17 protein-coding genes are annotated in these 14,548 nt (G+C 74.0%); 10 read left to right on the top strand and 7 right to left on the bottom strand.

Annotation, left to right across the window (positions count from 1 at the left end; genetic code table 11):
- The first annotated feature begins 79 nt into the window (after positions 1 to 79).
- The 3 genes from VR45_RS25395 to VR45_RS25390 all read left to right on the top strand — a co-directional run bounded on the left by VR45_RS25395 (position 80) and on the right by VR45_RS25390 (position 2,768).
- The gene (locus VR45_RS25395; RefSeq protein WP_052709361.1) at positions 80 to 1,210 is read left to right on the top strand and encodes a hypothetical protein; all 1,131 of its coding nucleotides are present in this window, start codon (positions 80 to 82) and stop codon (positions 1,208 to 1,210) included.
- Positions 1,211 to 1,389: 179 nt separating this feature from the next.
- Positions 1,390 to 1,494: a twin-arginine translocation signal domain-containing protein gene (locus VR45_RS49000; protein WP_159394350.1), complete on the top strand. Its 105-nt coding sequence runs from the start codon at positions 1,390 to 1,392 to the stop codon at positions 1,492 to 1,494.
- Positions 1,470 to 2,768: an erythromycin esterase family protein gene (locus tag VR45_RS25390; protein ID WP_159394349.1), complete on the top strand. Its 1,299-nt coding sequence runs from the start codon at positions 1,470 to 1,472 to the stop codon at positions 2,766 to 2,768. Before VR45_RS49000 ends, VR45_RS25390 begins: the two co-directional genes overlap by 25 nt.
- Positions 2,769 to 2,923: 155 nt before the next feature.
- On the opposite strand, the gene VR45_RS25385 is transcribed toward VR45_RS25390, so the two are convergent.
- Entirely contained in the window at positions 2,924 to 4,597 is a 1,674-nt protein-coding gene (locus VR45_RS25385; RefSeq protein ID WP_045942155.1) for an FAD-binding dehydrogenase, read from the bottom strand.
- A gap of 86 nt (positions 4,598 to 4,683) precedes the next feature.
- Positions 4,684 to 5,319 (bottom strand): TetR/AcrR family transcriptional regulator, encoded by a 636-nt coding sequence (locus VR45_RS25380; RefSeq protein ID WP_234326139.1) that lies wholly within the window; start codon positions 5,317 to 5,319, stop codon positions 4,684 to 4,686.
- 258 nt (positions 5,320 to 5,577) lie between these two features.
- Between VR45_RS25380 and VR45_RS25375 the strand changes: the two genes are divergently transcribed.
- Positions 5,578 to 5,952, top strand: coding sequence for a YciI family protein (locus VR45_RS25375; RefSeq protein WP_045942153.1), 375 nt, complete (start codon positions 5,578 to 5,580; stop codon positions 5,950 to 5,952).
- A 175-nt stretch (positions 5,953 to 6,127) separates the two neighbouring features.
- Entirely contained in the window at positions 6,128 to 7,333 is a 1,206-nt protein-coding gene (locus VR45_RS25370; protein WP_045942170.1) for a DUF6596 domain-containing protein, read from the top strand.
- 131 nt (positions 7,334 to 7,464) lie between these two features.
- Here VR45_RS25370 and VR45_RS25365 read toward each other — a convergent pair whose 3' ends face one another.
- On the bottom strand, positions 7,465 to 7,980 hold the full coding sequence (locus VR45_RS25365) for a MarR family transcriptional regulator (protein WP_045942152.1): 516 nt from the start codon (positions 7,978 to 7,980) through the stop codon (positions 7,465 to 7,467).
- A gap of 141 nt (positions 7,981 to 8,121) precedes the next feature.
- Here VR45_RS25365 and VR45_RS25360 point away from each other — a divergent pair, with 141 nt between their 5' ends.
- The gene (locus VR45_RS25360; protein ID WP_045942151.1) at positions 8,122 to 8,904 is read left to right on the top strand and encodes a class III extradiol ring-cleavage dioxygenase; all 783 of its coding nucleotides are present in this window, start codon (positions 8,122 to 8,124) and stop codon (positions 8,902 to 8,904) included.
- 72 nt (positions 8,905 to 8,976) lie between these two features.
- Here VR45_RS25360 and VR45_RS25355 read toward each other — a convergent pair whose 3' ends face one another.
- A complete protein-coding gene (locus VR45_RS25355; RefSeq protein ID WP_045942150.1) occupies positions 8,977 to 9,651 on the bottom strand; it encodes an NAD(P)H-binding protein in 675 nt (224 codons plus the stop codon).
- 177 nt (positions 9,652 to 9,828) lie between these two features.
- Between VR45_RS25355 and VR45_RS25350 the strand changes: the two genes are divergently transcribed.
- Positions 9,829 to 10,416 (top strand): maleylpyruvate isomerase N-terminal domain-containing protein, encoded by a 588-nt coding sequence (locus tag VR45_RS25350; protein WP_234326137.1) that lies wholly within the window; start codon positions 9,829 to 9,831, stop codon positions 10,414 to 10,416.
- 16 nt (positions 10,417 to 10,432) lie between these two features.
- Here the strand turns inward: VR45_RS25350 and VR45_RS25345 are convergent, their stop codons facing one another.
- Positions 10,433 to 10,813 carry a VOC family protein gene (locus VR45_RS25345; RefSeq protein WP_045942149.1) on the bottom strand — a complete coding sequence of 127 codons (381 nt, stop codon included), beginning with the start codon at positions 10,811 to 10,813 and terminating at the stop codon, positions 10,433 to 10,435.
- A 97-nt stretch (positions 10,814 to 10,910) separates the two neighbouring features.
- Positions 10,911 to 11,369 carry a group II truncated hemoglobin gene (locus VR45_RS25340; protein ID WP_045942148.1) on the bottom strand — a complete coding sequence of 153 codons (459 nt, stop codon included), beginning with the start codon at positions 11,367 to 11,369 and terminating at the stop codon, positions 10,911 to 10,913.
- A 207-nt stretch (positions 11,370 to 11,576) separates the two neighbouring features.
- Between VR45_RS25340 and VR45_RS25335 the strand changes: the two genes are divergently transcribed.
- From VR45_RS25335 to VR45_RS25325, 3 genes are read left to right on the top strand one after another with little or no spacing between them, the layout of a single operon-like run.
- A complete protein-coding gene (locus VR45_RS25335; protein ID WP_045942147.1) occupies positions 11,577 to 12,362 on the top strand; it encodes an SDR family oxidoreductase in 786 nt (261 codons plus the stop codon).
- A gap of 29 nt (positions 12,363 to 12,391) precedes the next feature.
- Entirely contained in the window at positions 12,392 to 12,778 is a 387-nt protein-coding gene (locus VR45_RS25330; RefSeq protein WP_045942146.1) for a MerR family transcriptional regulator, read from the top strand.
- A gap of 51 nt (positions 12,779 to 12,829) precedes the next feature.
- On the top strand, positions 12,830 to 14,362 hold the full coding sequence (locus VR45_RS25325; RefSeq protein ID WP_045942145.1) for an AMP-binding protein: 1,533 nt from the start codon (positions 12,830 to 12,832) through the stop codon (positions 14,360 to 14,362).
- Between the two features lie 18 nt (positions 14,363 to 14,380).
- Here the strand turns inward: VR45_RS25325 and VR45_RS50640 are convergent, their stop codons facing one another.
- Positions 14,381 to 14,548: a response regulator transcription factor gene (locus tag VR45_RS50640; RefSeq protein ID WP_078896817.1), complete on the bottom strand. Its 168-nt coding sequence runs from the start codon at positions 14,546 to 14,548 to the stop codon at positions 14,381 to 14,383.

The raw sequence follows: 14,548 nt of genomic DNA, 5'->3' as shown, positions 1-14,548 counted from the left end.
ATGCTTCCATGGAACGCCGCATTCGGCGAGCCGTTATCGCTTTGCACGCACCCCGTCCCACCAGCCATGATTCGCCCTCGTGATACGTCTGCTGATCATCCTCCTGGCCTTCGTGGCCTACCTCGTCTACCGCTTCCTCCGGCGGCGCAACCATCTGAAGTGGGCCCGGGAGGGCTTCGACCCGGCGGCGTACGGCATGCCGCCGCGCGAGCGGCTCGACCCGACCCGGTCCGGCCCGCCGACCCCGCTGGAGCAGCGCGAGCGCTCGCAGGCGATCGCCGAGGCCGCCTGGGCCGGGGACTGGCGCCCGGCGGCCGCGTACGTCGCCGAGGCCGGGGACCACTGGGACGAGCGCTGGTCCCGGCTCGGCCTGCTGGCGGCGGTCGCGGCCGAGGGGGACGGCTGGCTGACCGCCTGGCGCGCCGCCGAGCCGGGCGACTGCGACGCCGCCACCCTGGAGGCCAAGCTGATGGTGCACCGCGCCTGGGAGGTGCGCGGCTCCGGCTACCGGGACGAGGTCGGTGACGACGCGATCAACAGCTTCATCGAGCTGCTGCCGGCCGCGATCGAGGCCGCCCGCCGGGCCGCGCTGCTGGATCCGGCGAACCCCGGCCCGTGGGTGGTGATCGTGACGGCGGCGCGCGGGGCGCAGTTCACCCCGGAGCAGTTCCAGGAGGCGTGGGACGAGCTGCTGAAGCGCGCCTGGTACCACTACGACGGCCACTGGCAGGCCATGCAGTACTGGTGCGCCAAGTGGTTCGGGTCGAACGACAAGATGATGGCCTTCGCCGAGCGCACCATGGACTCGGCCCCGCCCGGGAGCCCGCTGGGCGGGATCTACCTGCACGCGCTCGCCGAGTTGGAGGAGCGCCGCAGCATCACCGGCACGCTGGCCGCGGACCGGACCAGGTGGCGGATCGACAACCTCGCCGCCCAGCTGCGCCGGGTCCGTCCGGACGACGAGCGGATGCCGCAGCTGCGGCACCTGCTGGCGCACTTCGCCGGCGAGGTGGAGTCGTACGAGGTGGCGCTGGAGCAGTTCCGGGCGATCGGCCCCTGGTGCGGGGCGCAGCCGTGGCGCAAGCAGCACGACCCGGTGGCGGCGTTCGACCTGGCCCGCGCCCTCGCGGTGAAGCGGGCCAAGGCCGAACCACTGGCGGCCGAGCTGCGCCCGGAGAAGAACGCCGACGTGCGGCACGGCCACCCGTAACGCGTCGCCCCCGTCGCCTCCCCGTCGCCCGGTGCCGCGCGCCCGGGTAACGGANNGGCGTTTCCCCCAGCAAGGACGGCGGCCCTCCCCAGCGCGCCGGAGGGCCCGTCGCGGCGAAGATCAACTCATCGAACGCCGAGGTCATCGGCGTTCCGTCGGGTTGAGGAGTGATCACAACGATGGCAGGCAACAAGCGGATCGGGCGGCGCGGGCTGCTGGCGGCGACGGCGGCACTGGCCGCGGCGGCGGTGCTGGCCCCGTGGCGGCGGTTGCCGCGCCGGTGACCCCGGCGGCGGCCGCCGCCACGGCCGCGGACCCGGCGCAGGCCCAGCGCTCCGCCGTGGTGCGGGCGCTGGAGGGCGTCGCCCAGCCGCTGCGGACCACCGAACCGGGCGGCCGCACCGCGGATCTGCGGGCCCTGGGCGCGATGATCGGCGACGCCCGGGTGGTCGGCCTCGGCGAGGCCACCCACGGTTCGCACGAGTTCTTCGCGATGAAGCAGCGGCTGTTCCGCTACCTCGTCGAGGAGAAGGGCTTCACCACCTTCGCCCTGGAGACCAGCTGGAGCAGCGGTCTGCAGGTCGAGGAGTACATCCAGGGCGGCCCGGGCGACGCGCGGCAGGTGGTCAAGGACGCCCTGGGCGGCAGCCCGTGGGACCGTGAGGAGTTCGCCGACCTGATCGCCTGGATGCGCTCCTACAACCGGAGCCACCCGCGGAACCCGGTCCACTTCCTGGGCGACGACATCGGCGCCCCGAGGCTCGGCGACCGGATCTTCGAACGGGTCGCCTCCTACCTGCGCGAGGCCCGGCCGGACGCGCTCCCGCAGCTCGACGGGCTCTACGCCGGGCTGCGGCCGTTCGACGACACCATGGCGTACCTGAAGAAGCCGGTCGCCGAGCGCCGGGAGAACGCCGCCAAGGCGCGGCAGGCCCTCGACCTGGTCACCGCGAGCGGTACCGGCGGGGACGCCCACGCGTGGGCCGTGCAGCACGCCAGGAACATCGCCGACACCTTCGACTTCGCCGCACTGGACCTCGCCGACCCGGCCTCCGTCTCCGCCGCGGAGCAGCTGCGCGACCGGGCGATGGCGGACAACACCGCCTGGTGGGAGCGCCGGACCGGTGGCAAGGTGCTGCTCTCGGCGCACAACGGGCACGCCGGCTACCTGGCCACCGACACCTTCCTCTACCCCGAGCCGCAGGGGTCCCACCTGCGGGACACCTACGGCCGCGACTACGTGGCCATCGGCTTCACCTTCGACGGCGGCTCCTTCCTCACCAACGACGGGATCCTGACCGACGCCTGGAAGACCGTCACCGTCCCGCCGGCCACGCCGGACATGAACGAGCACACCCTCGACCGGGTCCGCTACCGGGACTACTACGTCGATCTGCGCACCGCCCCCCGGGCGGCCCGCGACTGGCTGAACGTCTCCCGCCCCACCTACGAGGCCGGGTCGGTCTACCGCACCGACCCCCAGCCGCAGTTGGCGATCGGCCGGGCCTATGACGTCCTGATCCACCTGAACCAGGTCACCCAGGCCCGCATGTTCTGACCGCCCGGGGCGTGACGGCGGGGGCGGGCCCGACGACCGGGTCCGCCCCCGTCGTCACGCCCTTGCCGTCACGCCCCCTCGCCACGCGCTCGTCGCCACGCCCCGTCGTCACGCCCTCGTCGCCACGCCCCGTCGTCACGCCCCCGTCGGGCCGGTCAGGCCACCGCCTCCGCCGCCGCCCGGCCCGCCGCGCGGCCGGAGAACAGGCAGCCGCCGAGGAAGGTGCCCTCCAGGGCGTTGTAGCCGTGGACGCCCCCGCCGCCGAACCCGGCGACCTCCCCCGCCGCGTACAGGCCGTCGACGGGCCGCCCGTCGAGCCCGAGGGCGCGGGAGTCGAGGTCGGTCTGGATGCCGCCGAGGGTCTTCCGGGTCAGGACGTGCAGCTTGACGCCGATCAGCGGACCCGCCGCCGGGTCGAGGACGCGGTGCGGGGCGGAGGTGCGGCTGAGCCGGTCGCCGAGGTAGCGGCGGGAGTTGCGGATGCCCTGGATCTGGGCGTCCTTGCTGAAGGGGTTGGCGATCTGGAGGTCCCGGGCCTCGATCTGGGCCCTCAGCACGGCCGGGTCGAGCAGCGGCTCCTCGGTCAGGCCGTTCATCTTCGCCACCAGCTCCTCCAGGGTGGCGGCGACGACGAAGTCCGCGCCGTTCCGCTTGAACGCCTCCACCGGCCGGGGTGCCCCGCTGCCGAGGAGGCGCTCGCGCAGGACGGCCTTGCGGTCGCCGCTGGTGAGGTCGGGGTTCTGCTCCGAGCCCGACAGCGCGAACTCCTTCTCGATCATCCGCTGGGTGAGGACGAACCACGAGTGGTCGTACCGCGCGATGTCCTCGGTGGTGCGGAGGTGCCTGAGCGTGCCCAGGGTGTCGTAGCCGGGCAGGCAGGGCTCCGGCAGGCGCCGGCCGAGGGCGTCGAACCACAGCGGCGACGGGCCCGGGAGGATGCGGATCGCGTGTCCGGGCCAGATCGGGTCCCAGTTCCGGATGCCCTCGGTGTAGTGCCACATGCGGTCGCGGTTGACCAGCCGCACCCCCGCGGCGGCGCTGATGTCGAGCATCCGCCCGTCCACGTACGCCGGAACGCCCGTGATCATGTTCTTCGGGGGCGTGCCCATGCGCTCCGGCCAGTGGCGGCGCACGAGTTCGTGGTCGCCGCCGATGCCGCCGGTGGTGACGATCACGGCCTGGGCGGTGAGTTGGAACTCCCCGACCGGCTCCCGGTTGGAGGCGGCGCCGCGCGGTGCGGGGTCCGCCGCCAGCAGGGTGCCCCGCACGCCCGTCACCGCCCCGTCCCGGACCACCAACTCGTCGACCCGGTGGCGGTGGTGGAAGGTGAGCAGGCCGGCGGCGGCGGCCTGCCGGGCGTCCTGCACGAACGGGCCGACCACCCCGGTGCCGGTGCCCCAGGGGACGTGGAAGCGCGGCACGGAGTTGCCGTGGCCGTCCGCGCGGAGGTCGCCGCGCTCGGCCCAGCCCACCAGCGGTGTCAGTTTGATACCGCGCTCCGTGATCCAGGCGCGCTTCTCCCCGGCGGCGAAGTCCACGTAGGCGCGGGCCCAGCGCACCGCCCAGGAGTCCTCGTCGTCGAGGCGGTCGAAGCGGGCGCTGCCGCTCCAGTCGTTCCACGCCAGCTCGACGGAGTCCTTCACGCCGAGGCGCCGCTGTTCGGGCGAGTCCACCAGGAAGAGCCCGCCGAAGGACCAGTGGGCCTGGCCGCCGAGGTTGGCAGCACTCTCCTGGTCCAGCAGCGCGACCCGTCGGCCCCGCGCGGTGAGCTCGCGCGCCGCGACGAGCCCGGCGAGGCCGGCTCCGACCACGATGACATCGGCGTCCATGACAGCACTCCATCCTTCGGGCGACCGGCCGGACCGGCCGGGGACACAGGGAAGACAAGGGCGAGGGGGAAGGCAGGGTGCGCCCGTCAGCGGGGTCCGTCGGCGGACAGCAGGGCGAGCAGCAGCTGCCGGAGCCAGGCCCGGGCGTGCTCGACGTCGCGGTCCAGCAGGAGCTGGGTGGTGACACCGTCGTAGGCGGCGATCACCGCGTGGGCCGCGCCCTCGGCACCCCCCAGCACCTCGGGCAGCGGGCGCTCGGCAGCCACCTCGGCCAGCCGTTCGGCGATCAGTTCGCGCAGCCGCCGACGGTGCTCCAGCAGCGTCCGCGCGGTCCGGGGGTCCCTGGCGGCGGCGACGAGGAAGTCCGTCTTGATCAGCAGCCAGTCGCGCTCCAGCAGCAGCACCCCGGTCACCCGCTCGACCAGCGAGGCCACGTCGGTGTCCCCGGCCCCCGCCGCGAGCGCCCCGGTGACCTGGGCGGCGATCAGCTCGGCCCGCTCCTCGTACAGGACGAAGAACAGCTCCTCCAGGGTGTCGAAGTTCGAGTAGAACGCTCCCCGGCTGTACCCCGCGGCCTCGCAGACCTCCTCGATCGACACCCGGCCGAACCCCTTGGCCGCGAACACGCCGAACGCGGCCTCCAGCAGCCGGGCCCTCGTCCGCGCCCTGCGCGCGGTCACCCGGACGCCGCCGGGCCCGGGTGCCGCATCCGTCGTCGCCACAGCCCCACCTCGATACATCACCGCATCGGATACACCGGTGTATCCGCCGCCACCGTAGCGGAGACCCGGCCGGGTCCGATACACCCGCGCGGCGCCGCTTTCCCGCGCCGCCGCACCGGCACACCGGGTGCTCCGGTGGCCGGGGCCGGAATCCGTCGGAAGAATTTCCCGACCGGCTGTCGAAACGGACGCCCTCCGTTCGACGCAGGGGTGAGCGGCGGGGAGAAGCCCCGCCCGCACCGACGAGGAGTGAGTACCATGCCGCGCTTCATGAGCCTGATCCGCATCGACGAGCAGCAGTCCCAGAACTTCGAGATGGACCCCGCGTTCGAGGAGCGGATGGGGGCGCTGTTCGCGGAGATCACCAAGGCCGGGGTGATGCTGGAGACCGCCGGACTGCTGCCCACCAAGGAGGGCACCCGGCTGCTCTGGGAGGGCGGCAAGGTGAGCTGCACCGACGGACCGTTCACCGAGACCAAGGAGGTCGTGGGCGGCTACGCGATCCTCCAGTGCAAGGACATGGCCGAGGCCGTCGAGTGGACCCGGCGCTTCCTGGAGGTCCACCCGGGGAGCTGGACGGTCGGCGCCGAGCTGCGGCAGATCGACGAGGCCGCCACGCCGCCGGAGGCGTGACGGGCAGACGGTTTGCCCCCTCGGGCGGCGGCTGCTCTGATGGGTGATCGTGACGGAGCGCGACGCGGGTGCGACGGAGACCCCGGCGGTGGAGACCGCCGGGACAGCCGCCGCCGGGCCAGGCACGGCCGGGACGGGCACGGCCAGGACGGACCCGGCCAGGACGGTCGAGGCCGTGTTCAGGATCGAGTCCGCCCGGATCATCGCGGGGGTCACCCGGATCGTGCGCGACGTCGGCATCGCCGAGGAGCTGGCGCAGGACGCGCTGGTCGCCGCCCTGGAGCAATGGCCCGTCGCGGGCGTTCCGGACCGTCCGGGCGCCTGGCTCATGGCCACCGCCAAGCACCGCGCGGTCGACCTGGTCCGCCGCCGGGAGACGTACGCCCGCAAGCTCGCCGAGGTCGGGCGGGCGCTGGAGGACGTCCCGCCGCCCGAGCCGGCCGGGCCGGACGACATCGACGACGACCTGCTGCGGCTGATCTTCACCGTCTGCCACCCGGTGCTGTCCGCCGAGGCCCGGATCGCGCTGACGCTGCGGCTGCTCGGCGGGCTCACCACGGCGGAGATCGCCCGGGCCGTGCTCTCCTCGGAGCCGACGGTCGCCCAGCGGATCGTCCGCGCCAAGCGGACGCTGGCGCAGGCCCGGATACCGTTCGAGGTCCCGTACGGGGCGGAGCGGGCGGCCCGGCTCTCCTCCGTCCTGGAGGTCATCTATCTGATCTTCAACGAGGGGTACTCGGCCACCGCCGGGGACGACCTGCTCCGGCCGGCGCTCTGCGAGGACGCGCTGCGCCTCGCCCGGGTCCTGGCCGCGCTGATGCCCGGGGAGCCCGAGGCGCACGGGCTGGCGGCGCTGCTGGAGCTCCAGGCCTCCCGGACGGCGGCCCGCACCGGCCCCGACGGCCGACCCGTGCTGCTCGCCGACCAGAACCGGGCCCGCTGGGACCGGCTGCTGATCCGGCGCGGGCTCGCCGCCCTGCTGCGGGCGGGCACCGGCCCGTACTCGGTCCAGGCCGCAATCGCCGCCTGCCATGCGCGGGCCCCGCGCTACGAGGACACCGACTGGCACACCATCGCCGCCCTCTACCGGCGGCTGATGGCGCTGACCCCGTCCCCGGTGGTCGAGCTCAACCGGGCCGTGGCGCTGTCGATGGCCGAGGGTCCGGCGGTCGCGCTGGAGGTGGTGGACGCGTTGGCCGAGGAGCCGGCGCTGCGCGGGTACCACCTGCTGCCCAGCGTCCGCGGGGACCTGCTGGCCCGGCTGGGGCGGGGGGCGGAGGCGCGGGCGGAGTTCGAGCGGGCAGCGGGGCTGACCCGTAACGAACGGGAGCGGGAGCTGCTGCTCGCCCGTGCGACGGAGGCGGCCCCGGCCGAGGGCTGAGGGTAGCCGGTCACGAGCAGGGCGGGACGGGGCGGGCGGAAGCCGGGTACCGAGGACGACGGGGGTGTCCTCGGTACCCGGCGGCTCGAAGGGCGGACGACTCGCGGACGGTCCGGGGAGCGCCGCCCGGCTCAGAGGGCGTCGTCGAGACGGAGGCGGGCGCTGACCTGGCCGAGGCCGTCGGCGAGGACGGCGAGCTGCTCCCGGCTGAGCACGTCGATCAGCAGTTCGCGGACCAGCGCGACATGGCCGGGGGCGGCCTCCCGCAGCATCTCCCGGCCCTGCTCGGTGAGTTCGGCGAAGACGCCGCGCACATCGCTCGGGCAGGAGCGCCGGCCGACCAGCCCCATCTTCTCCAACTGGGTGACCTGGTAGGTCAGACCGCTCTTGGAGGTGACGAGCTTGTCCGCCAGTTCGGTCATGCGCAGCGAGCCGGCCGGGGCGGCGGAGAGGTGGACGAGGATCTCGTACTGGGTGTGGGAGAGACCGGAATCCTCCTTGAGCTGGCGTTCCAGGCGGCGGTTGAGGAGGTTGCTCGCGGTGACGAAGCTCCGCCAGGCAGCCATCTCCTCCTCGTCGAGCCACCGGGGCTCGTACGGGGAGGCGGCGGAGGGGGGCGCCGAAGGTGCGGACGAGGTGGAGGGCATGGGGTGATCGTACTCCTATTGTTCAAATTCGAACGAAGGTGTACGGTCGAATCCGTGCAGAGTTCAAATTTGAACTACCTGCCCGGACCGCCTTCCACGGAGCACCCCGAGCACCCCGAGGGCCGGAGGAGAAGAACCGCCATGAGTACCGCCGCAACCGGCCGCATGCCCGCCCTCTACCTGTCGCACGGCGCGCCGCCGCTCGCCGACGACCCCGTCTGGCCCGGTCAGCTGGCCGCCTGGTCCGCCGACCTGCCCCGGCCCAGGGCGATCCTGATGGTGTCCGCGCACTGGGAGGAGGCCCCGCTCGCACTCGGTGCCGTCACCACCGTGCCACTCGTGTACGACTTCTGGGGCTTCCCCGAGCACTACTACCGCGTCCAGTACGCCGCCCCCGGCGCACCGGAGCTCGCCGACCGGGTGCGAAAGCTGCTGCGCGCCCCCGGCACCCCGGTCCAGGACATCCCCGACCGGGGCCTCGACCACGGCGCCTACGTCCCGCTGGTGGAGATGTTCCCGGAGGCCGACATCCCCGTCCTCCAGGTCTCCATGCCGACCCTCGACCCGCAGCGGCTGCTGGAGATCGGCCGCCGGCTCGCCCCGCTGCGCGACGAGGGCGTGCTGATCGTCGGCAGCGGCTTCTTCACCCACAACCTTCGGGCGCTCAGCCGCGACGGCCGGATCACCTCGGTGATGGCCGAGTTCGACGACTGGGGCCGGCGGGCGCTGGAGGCCCAGGACCTCGACGCGCTGCTCGACTTCGAGGAGAAGGCACCGGCCGGCCGGCTCGCCCACCCCCGGACGGAGCACTTCGCCCCGCTGTTCGTCACCCTCGGTGCCGCCGAAGGTGAACTGGGCCGCCAGCGCACCGTGATCGACGGCTTCTGGATGGGCCTGGCGAAGCGCTCGATCCAGGTCGGCTGACCCGGCCGGGCGCGGGCAGGAGCGGGCGCGGCCAGGTACGCGGCGGGAAGCGCGGGCGCGGGCGCGCGCCGGTCACAGGGCGCAGCAGGTGAAGCGCTCGCCGATGTGCTCGGGCTGCTCGATCTCGTCGACGAGCACGAGCGCGTAGTCCGGCACCGAGATCCGGCTCTCCCCCCGGGCGTCGGTGAGGAGTTGCTCCAACCCGGTGCGGTACCGGCCGGTGCGCTCCCCCGGCCCGAGCCGGGCGGCCGGACTGAGCACCGTCCAGCGCACGTCCGCCACCGTCCGGAGGTAGTCCAGGGCCTCGCCGTGCGCGTGCATGATCTGCCGCACCTGCTCCGGCAGCCCCGGGGCGTCCCAGACCCGGACGCCGGGCGCGGTCTCCAGGCTGCCCGCGCCGCCGACCACGATCAACCGGGGTGCCCCGCCGCCGAGTTCGCGCAGCCCCTCGACCAGCGCACGGGCCGCCGGGCCGATCAGCGTCAGGTGCCCCGGGCCGTCGCCACCGCCCACCGCGCTCACCAGGACGTCCTGTCCGGCCGCGACCCCGGCCACGTCCGCCGGGTCGAGCACGTCGCCGGCCACGACGGTCACCCCGCCCGGCCGGACCGGGCCGGCGTGACGGGCGACGTCGAAGCGGGACGGGTCCCGGACGACGGCCGTCACCCGGTGGCCGCGCGCGGCGGCCTCCGCGAGGACGGCGCTGCCGACGGTGCCGTTGGCGCCGAACACGGCGATGCTGGCCATGGGGTACCTGCCTGTTCTCCGGGGCCGGACCAGTTCCTCGCCGACCGGGTGGGGGTCCGGGGCCAGCAGTAGCACCCGGGGCGGGCGCGGACCCCGTGGACACGCGGGGCGGGTGAGGCACGTGCGGCGGTGGATGGTGAGGCCCCGGCGGCAGTGGGGGCATGAGACGGTGGGGCGATGACCGACCATCGGATGAACGGCGCCGACGTCCGGGCCGCGCTCGGCGGGGCGACGGCCGTGCTGGGGCCCGCAGCAGTAAGCGGCGCGGACTGGGACGCGCCCGCCGGGCCACTGGAGTGGAGCTGCCGGGACACCGCCGCCCACATCGCCCACGACCTGCTCGCCTACGCGGGACAGCTCGCCGCCCGGCCCACCGACCGCTATCTGCCGCTGGACCTCACGGTGCACCCGGACGCCGGACCGGCCGAGGTGCTCACGGTGGTCACGGCCGCCGCGCAGCTGCTGGCCACCGCCCTGGACGCGGCGCCGCCCGAACTGCGGGCCTGGCACTACGGGCCGTGCGACCCGGCCGGTTTCGCCGCGATGGGCGTCGCCGAGACCCTGCTGCACACCCATGACATCACCCTCGGGCTGGGCCTGGACTGGCGGCCCCCGGAGCGGCTCGCGGCGGCGACGCTCGCCCGGCTCTTCCCCGACGCACCCGCCGGGGCGCCGGTGGACGTACTGCTCTGGTGCACCGGCCGGGGCGAGCTCGACGGCCGCCCGCGCCGGACCTCGTGGACCTGGCGGGCGGCCGTCGAATAGCCGTTGCGTCGGCCGCTCAGGCGGTGGCGGCCCGCTCGGCGGCGCTGCGCACCACGCAGAGCTCGTTGCCCTCGATGTCGGTGAGGGTCACCCAGCCCGCGCCGTCGGGCCGGCGGTGGTCCTCGAACGGCTTCGCGCCCAGGGCGATCAGGCGCTCCACCTCCTCGTCCCGGGTGCGGTCCTTCGGCACGAGGTCGAGGTGGACCCGGTTCTTGACCTCCTTGCCCTCCTCGACCCGGATGAAGAGCAGGGAGACGCCCTCCGAGTTGACCTCGATCTCCGGGTCACCGGGGACGTCGTCCTCGCCCAGGGCACCGTCCAGCACCTCCGCCCAGAACACCGCGAGGGTGTGGGGGTCGGCGCAGTCGAACGTCACATGTTGCACAAGAGAAGCCATGCGCCCACTGTGACCCGTCGGACCCGTCCCGTCCAACCGGGTTTCGCGGCCGCCGGCGGTGTCCGGCGGCCGGCTCCGGGGAGCCTGCTTCCGGGGCCTACTTGAGGCCCTCCCAGCCCCAGCGCGGGGTGGGGCCCGGGTCCCCGAGGTCGGTGCCGGCCGGCGAGGCCGAGACGTCCTTGGCGATCCGGGTGCCCCAGTCGAAGTACTCCAGGACACGCCGGCGCAGCAGTTCGCCCTCGGGGAGCTCCTTGTGCACGGCCTCGGCCATCAGCTCCATCCACCGGGTGCGCTGCTCCTCGGTGATGGCGAGGCCGAGGTGGGCGCGGAGCAGGGACTGGTGGCCTCCGAGGTCGGTGGTGAAGCGGTCCGGCCCGTCGAAGATCTCGGCCAGCCAGACGGCGACGTGCTCGATGTGAGTGGGCGTGAAGTCGGCGAAGACCGGCGCGAGCAGGGGGTCGGCGAGCACGCCCTGGTAGAAGGTGTTGCTCAGTCTCCGGAGGGCGTCGAGGCCCCCGATCGCGTCGTAGAGGCCGTCGGAACGGTGGTCGGTCATCGGTGTTTCTCCCCGTGCGGATGTCCTTGCGGTCCTGCCGCCCTTCCTAGCAGCGGAACGGAGGCCGCGCCTCCCCCACGGCCCCTGTTCGCCGCCGGCTCACCAAGAGGAAGCCCCCGCTCCGGCTCACGCCCACCGCCAGGAGCCCGCCGTTCACGGAACGGCGCTTGACCTTGCCACCGGCGTCAGGGTCGCAGGCTTGCGGGCATGAACGGAACGACGGGAACGGACGGGGCTGTGGCACAGCGAGGACGGGTGGTGGTGGTCACCGGCGCGGGGACCGGGATCGGGCGGGCGACCGCGTGGGCCTTCGCCGAGCAGGACCCGCGGGCGCGGGTGGTGGCGGTCGGACGACGGGCCGAACCGCTGGCGGGGACGGCGGAGCGGGCACCGGGGCGGATCGTGCCGCTGGTCGCCGACGTCACGGCGCCGGACGGCCCGGAGGCGATCGTACGGGCCGCGCTGGAACGGTTCGGCCGACTGGACGTCCTGGTCAACAACGCGGGCATCGCCCCGCACGCGACGCTCGGCAGCTACACCCCGGAGGGCGTCGGCGCGCTGCTGGCCACCAATCTGACGGCGCCCGTCCTGCTGACCCAGGCCGCGCTGCCCGCGCTCACCGACAGCCGGGGCGTGATCGTCAACGTCAGCACGGCCGTCGGCCTGCGCGGCTGGCCCAGCAACTCCGTCTACGCCGCGAGCAAGGCCGCCGTCGACACCCTGACCCGCAGCTGGGCGGTGGAACTGGCCCCGCGCGGCATCCGGGTGGTGGCCGTGGCGCCCGGCGCGATCGGGACACCCATCGCCGAGCACGCCGGGATCGGCCCCGAGCAGCGGGCGGCGCTGCGGGCCTGGCAGCTCGCGCACACCCCGCTGGGCCGGATCGGCGAGGCCGCCGAGGTGGCCTGGGCCGTCACCCAACTCGCCGCGCCGCAGGCCTCCTTCGTCACTGGCGTAGTCTTGCCGGTGGACGGGGGCGCCGTGGTCGGATGAGCGCCGGGGGAAGGACGGGGGCCGCGCGGGTGCGGATCGGCGAGCTGGCGCGGGCGACGGGGACCACCGCCCGGGCGCTGCGGCACTACGAGCAGGCCGGACTGATCGGCTCCGGGCGGGCCGCCAACGGCTACCGGGTGTACGAGGAGTCGGCGGTGACCCGGGTGCGCAACATCCGCTCGCTGCTGGAGGCCGGGTTCACCCTGGAGGACGTCCGGCCGTTCCTCGGGTGCCTGGACCAGGAGGCGTTCGGACCGCCGTCGGCCGGCGCGCTGCGGATCGCCCGGGACCGGCTGGCGGTGCTGGAACGCCGGATCGCCGCCCAGGCCGAGACCCGGGACCGGCTCGCCGCGGCGATCGCCGGTGCCGAGGCCGCCGCGGCCGCTACCGGGGCGGTCCCGACCCCTTCCGGGTGACACCCCCGATCGGGGGTGTGCAGGGGGCGGTGGGCGGAGGACAGTGGGCGCATGCAGATTCCACTCTCCGTGATGGACTTCCTCGACCGGGCCGAGCTGGTCTACGGCGACCGGGTCGGCATCGTCGACGAATCGGCCCAACCGGCCGAATCCTGGGGCGATCTGACCTATCGACGGGTGGCCGAGCTGGCCCGGGCGCAGGCGGCCGGGCTGGACCGGCTCGGGGTCGGCCCCGGCGAGCGGGTGGCGGTCGTGTCGCACAACTCGGCGCGGCTGCTCACCTCGATGTTCGGTGTCAGCGGGCACGGCCGGGTATTGGTGCCGGTGAACTTCCGCCTCAAGGCGGAGGAGGTGTCGTACATCGTCGAACAGAGCGGCGCCTCGGTGCTGCTGGTCGACCCGGAGCTGGCCGAGCCGCTGGCCGGAGTGGTCGCCAAGCACAAGTTCGTGATCGGCGCGGACAGCGACCGGCTGCTGTACGACTTCGAACACGAGCCCCGCCGGTACCCGATCGACGAGAACGACACCGCCACCGTCAACTACACCAGCGGAACCACCGCGCGCCCCAAGGGCGTTCAGCTCACCCACCGCAACATCTGGCTGAACGCGAACCTGATGGCCCTGCACTTCGGGGCGAGCGACCGGGACGTCTACCTGCACACCCTGCCGATGTTCCACGCCAACGGCTGGGGCCTGCCGTTCTCGCTCACCGGGCTGGGCGCCCGGCACGTGGTGCTGCGGAAGGTCGACGGCGCGGAGATCCTGCGCCGGGTCGAGCGGCACGGCGTGACCTTCCTGTGCGGCGCGCCCGCCGTGGTGCAGATGGTGCTGGACGCGGCGGCCGAGTGGGAGGGGCCGGTCCCCGGCCGGGACCGGGTGCGGATGGTGGTGGCCGGCGCGCCGCCGCCCACCTCGGTGGTGCAGCGGATGGAGTCCGAACTCGGCTGGGAGTTCATGCAGATCTACGGCCTGACCGAGACCTCGCCGGTGGTGACGGTCAACCGCACCCGCGCCGAGTGGGACGAACTGCCCGCCGAGCGGCGGGCCGAGAAGCTGGTGCAGGCCGGCGCCCCGGCCCTCGGCAACCAGGTGCGGGTGGACGAGCAGGGCGAGGTGCTGGTCCGCTCCAACGTCGTCCTGGAGGGCTACTGGCAGCAGCCGGAGGCCACCGCCGAGGCGGTCCGGGACGGCTGGTTCCACACCGGCGACGGCGGCACCCTGACCGACGGCTATCTGACCATCTCGGACCGGAAGAAGGACGTCATCATCAGCGGCGGGGAGAACGTCTCCTCGATCGAGGTGGAGGACTGCCTCTACGACCACCCGGCGGTGGCCGAGGCCGCGGTGATCGGCGTACCGGACGCCAAGTGGGGCGAGACGGTCAAGGCCCTGGTGGTGCTGAAGCCCGGCAGCGAGGTCGGCGAGGCGGACCTCATCGCGCACTGCAAGCAGCGGCTGGCCGGGTACAAGTCGCCCACCTCGGTGGAGTTCCGGGAGTCGCTGCCGCGGACGACCACCGGGAAGCTGCAGAAGTTCCGGCTCCGCGAGCCGTACTGGGCGGGGCGCGAGCGCCGCGTCAACTGACCGGCCCCTGAGCTTCGTTCAGTCCAGCAGTCCGGACTCCCGCGCGGCGAGCGCGAGTTCGGTGCGGTTGCGGACGCCGAGCTTGTGCATGGTGCTCTTCAGGTAGCCCGTCACCGTGTTGCAGGTGAGGCCGAGCTGGGCGGCGATCTCCGGGTTGGTCCGGCCGGTCGCCGCCCAGCGGAGCAC

Origin of the sequence: Streptomyces sp. NRRL S-495, from assembly GCF_000966955.1 — a bacterium.
In the GTDB taxonomy this organism is placed as follows: domain Bacteria; phylum Actinomycetota; class Actinomycetes; order Streptomycetales; family Streptomycetaceae; genus Kitasatospora; species Kitasatospora purpeofusca.
Note: the sequence above shows the minus strand (reverse complement) of the source record. Positions and strands in the feature narration are given on the sequence as shown.

Bases quoted from the DNA above. Each gene is read 5' to 3' on its own strand.
- VR45_RS49000 (WP_159394350.1), top strand. From the start codon at position 1,390: ATGGCAGGCAACAAGCGGATCGGGCGGCGCGGGCTGCTGGCGGCGACG.
- VR45_RS25385 (WP_045942155.1), bottom strand. From the start codon at position 4,597: ATGGACGCCGATGTCATCGTGGTCGGAGCCGGCCTCGCCGGGCTCGTC.
- VR45_RS25375 (WP_045942153.1), top strand. From the start codon at position 5,578: ATGCCGCGCTTCATGAGCCTGATCCGCATCGACGAGCAGCAGTCCCAG.
- VR45_RS25365 (WP_045942152.1), bottom strand. From the start codon at position 7,980: ATGCCCTCCACCTCGTCCGCACCTTCGGCGCCCCCCTCCGCCGCCTCC.
- VR45_RS25360 (WP_045942151.1), top strand. From the start codon at position 8,122: ATGAGTACCGCCGCAACCGGCCGCATGCCCGCCCTCTACCTGTCGCAC.
- VR45_RS25355 (WP_045942150.1), bottom strand. From the start codon at position 9,651: ATGGCCAGCATCGCCGTGTTCGGCGCCAACGGCACCGTCGGCAGCGCC.
- VR45_RS25350 (WP_234326137.1), top strand. From the start codon at position 9,829: ATGACCGACCATCGGATGAACGGCGCCGACGTCCGGGCCGCGCTCGGC.
- VR45_RS25345 (WP_045942149.1), bottom strand. From the start codon at position 10,813: ATGGCTTCTCTTGTGCAACATGTGACGTTCGACTGCGCCGACCCCCAC.
- VR45_RS25340 (WP_045942148.1), bottom strand. From the start codon at position 11,369: ATGACCGACCACCGTTCCGACGGCCTCTACGACGCGATCGGGGGCCTC.
- VR45_RS25335 (WP_045942147.1), top strand. From the start codon at position 11,577: ATGAACGGAACGACGGGAACGGACGGGGCTGTGGCACAGCGAGGACGG.
- VR45_RS25325 (WP_045942145.1), top strand. From the start codon at position 12,830: ATGCAGATTCCACTCTCCGTGATGGACTTCCTCGACCGGGCCGAGCTG.